Genomic DNA, 2,641 nt, shown 5'->3' with positions numbered 1-2,641 from the left:
TATAGCGCGGCGATCAGGATGAGACGGCGGCGACAATCTGGATGAGACTCTTATGTCGCGGTCGGCATGAAGGTATCATGCTGATTGTCGCTGGCAAGGGTCTCATCGTGTTCTGATTGCCGCTCCGCGACAATCTGGGAAGCACTTTTAATTGTCGCGAAGGCGGCAGGTCTGCCGCGCTGGCGTTTGGCTTCCATGGCGGAACGTCGCCGATAGCTTTCGACGTTCATTTCGAAGATCGTTGCGTGATGAACAAGTCGGTCCACCGCCGCAAGCGTCATGGCCGGGTCCGGAAAGACGCGGTTCCATTCCCCGAAGGGCTGATTGGCGGTGATCATGATGGAACGCCGCTCATATCTTGCGGAGATGAGTTCGAAGAGCACGCTGGTTTCGGCCTGGTCCTTGGTGACGTAGGCCAGATCGTCGAGGATGAGCAGATCGAACTTGTCGAGCTTTGCGATGGCGGATTCGAGCTGGAGCTCACGCCGTGCGACCTGCAGCTTCTGGACGAGGTCTGTCGTGCGCGTGAACAGCACCCGCCAACCGTTCTCGATCAGTGCGAGGCCAATGGCGGCGGCGAGATGGCTCTTTCCGCCTCCCGGCGGACCGAACAACAGGATATTGGCACCTTTGGCGAGCCAACTATCGCCGGCGGCAATCGCCATGACCTGGGCCTTGGAGACCATGGGCACGGCGTCGAAAGCGAAGCTCTCGAGCGTCTTTCCCGGCGGCAGATGCGCCTCGGCGAGGTGACGTTCGATCCTGCGATGCGCCCGTTCAGCCAGCTCGTGTTCGGCGATAGCGGAGAGGAAGCGAGCCGCGGGCCACCCTTCACGATCGGCCTGTTCGGCAAATTGCGGCCACAGCGTTTTGATTGTCGGCAGCCTCAGTTCATTGAGCATGATGCCGAGGCGGGCTTCGTCGATGCTGTTGTGGACGTTTTTCATGCGGCCTCTCCCGCATAAGCAGACCCCATCAGGGCTTCATAGCTATTGAGCGATGCGAGCTGCACATGAACGGTCGGCAACTGATCCGGGTCCGGGCCGAAGATGGCTCTCAAGGCCATCAGGTCGGGCAGTTTGCGGGCGTCGAGCGTTCTGGCAAGCTCCTCGGCCAGTTCACGCTCGCAACCGCGATCATGCGCCAGGGCCAGCAATTCGACGGTGATCTTGCAAGCCTGCCGGTCAGGCAGTTGCTCGATGAGAGCGTCGAAAGCCCTTCGATATTCCGGCCGGGGAAAGAGCTTGTCGCGATAGACCAGGTTGAGAAGCGCCATGGGCTTTTTGCGCAGAGAGTGGATGACGTGGTGATAGTTGACGACCTGGTCATGCCTGCCGCTCGCGTCGGCGCGACCGCGTGGCAACGTCAGCAGATGCGTGCCGCCGACGAAGACGTCGAGGCGATCGTCGAACAAACGCACACGCAGCCGGTGGCCGATCAAACGGGAGGGGACGGTGTAGAAGACCTTGCGCAAGGCGAAGCCGCCGGTGCGCGACACGGTGACGACCACCTCCTCGAAGTCGGTGGTGCGGCGCTCGGGAAGTGCCTGCAGATGCGGGCGCTCGGCATCGATGCGCTTGCCATGTGCGGCATTGCGGCGGCTGACGATCTCGTCGATGAAGGCGCGGTAGGAGCGGAGATCGTCGAAGTCTCGGGTGCCGCGCATCAGGAGTGCATCGCGGACTGCGTTCTTGAGATGGCCGTGGGAACTTTCGATTGAGCCGTTCTCGTGAGCGACGCCCTTGTTGTTGCGCGTCGGCGTCATCCGGTAATGAGCGCATAGGTCTTCATAGCGGTTTGTCAGATCGACCTTGGCATCGGCGTCGAGGTTGCGGAAGGCAGCCGACAGGCTGTCGCTGCGGTGATAGAGCGGCGAACCGCCGACCGACCACAGGGCATTCTGCAGTCCCTCCGCCAAGGCGACGAAGCTTTCACCGCCAAGGATGACATGGGCGTGTTCGAAGCCCGACCAGACCAGCCGGAAGTGATAAAGCAGATGGTCGAGCGGCTGGCCGGCGATCGTCACGCTGAGGCTGCCCATGTCGGTAAAATCCGACAACCCTAGCCGGCCGGGTTCATGCGTCTGGCGGAAGATCACCTCCTGTGCCTCACCGTGAACGGCCCGCCAGGACCGAATGCGCCGCTCAAGTGTGCGGCGAATGCCTTCGGGCAGCTCCGGATGACGCCGCAGCATCTCGTCGTAAATGGCGACCGCGCGAATGCCGGGAGCGGCCTTGAGGAGCGGAACGACCTCCGCATCAAAGATATGCTCAAGCGGATCGGGACGACGCCGACCGCGCGGCGGCTTGTTCTGCGACGGAAGGCGCTGCTCTTTCTCCATGCGGAACGCCGTCGCCCGGCTGATCGACGCCTTCGCGGCGGCGACCTCAACAGAATGCGTTTGTCGGTACTTCATGAATAATCTCATCTGATGATCGGTTACATGGCGACCCGGCACAAAGGTGGTTCTCCATTCCAGAAAACCGCCACCGTAGCGGGCCGACCGCGATCATGAGACGCCTAAAAATTGCGCCGCGGCGGGGGTGTAACTCCGGTCGGGCTACGCCCTCCCTTCGTCACACCCCCGCCGCCGAGTCTCATCCTGATTGACGCTGAATCTCACCTTGTTTGTCGCCGCGCA

Annotated in this window: 2 protein-coding genes; both read right to left on the bottom strand. The window is 61.8% G+C overall.

The genetic code is table 11. The annotated features are described in order from the left end of the window. Window positions 1-50 precede the first annotated feature (50 nt). The gene (gene istB / locus IB262_RS35330; protein WP_113081089.1) at window positions 51-947 is read right to left on the bottom strand and encodes an IS21-like element helper ATPase IstB; all 897 of its coding nucleotides are present in this window, start codon (window positions 945-947) and stop codon (window positions 51-53) included. Further along, complete coding sequence (gene istA, locus IB262_RS35325; protein ID WP_162732004.1) at window positions 944-2,428, bottom strand: IS21 family transposase; 1,485 nt, start codon at window positions 2,426-2,428, stop codon at window positions 944-946. The genes istB and istA overlap by 4 nt, the downstream gene beginning before the upstream one ends. Window positions 2,429-2,641: the final 213 nt, after the last annotated feature.

The organism is Ensifer sp. ENS02 (assembly GCF_014851885.1).
GTDB lineage: Bacteria > Pseudomonadota > Alphaproteobacteria > Rhizobiales > Rhizobiaceae > Ensifer > Ensifer adhaerens.
The sequence above is the reverse complement of the archived record's forward strand: the minus strand, read 5'-3'. Positions and strand labels throughout refer to the sequence as shown.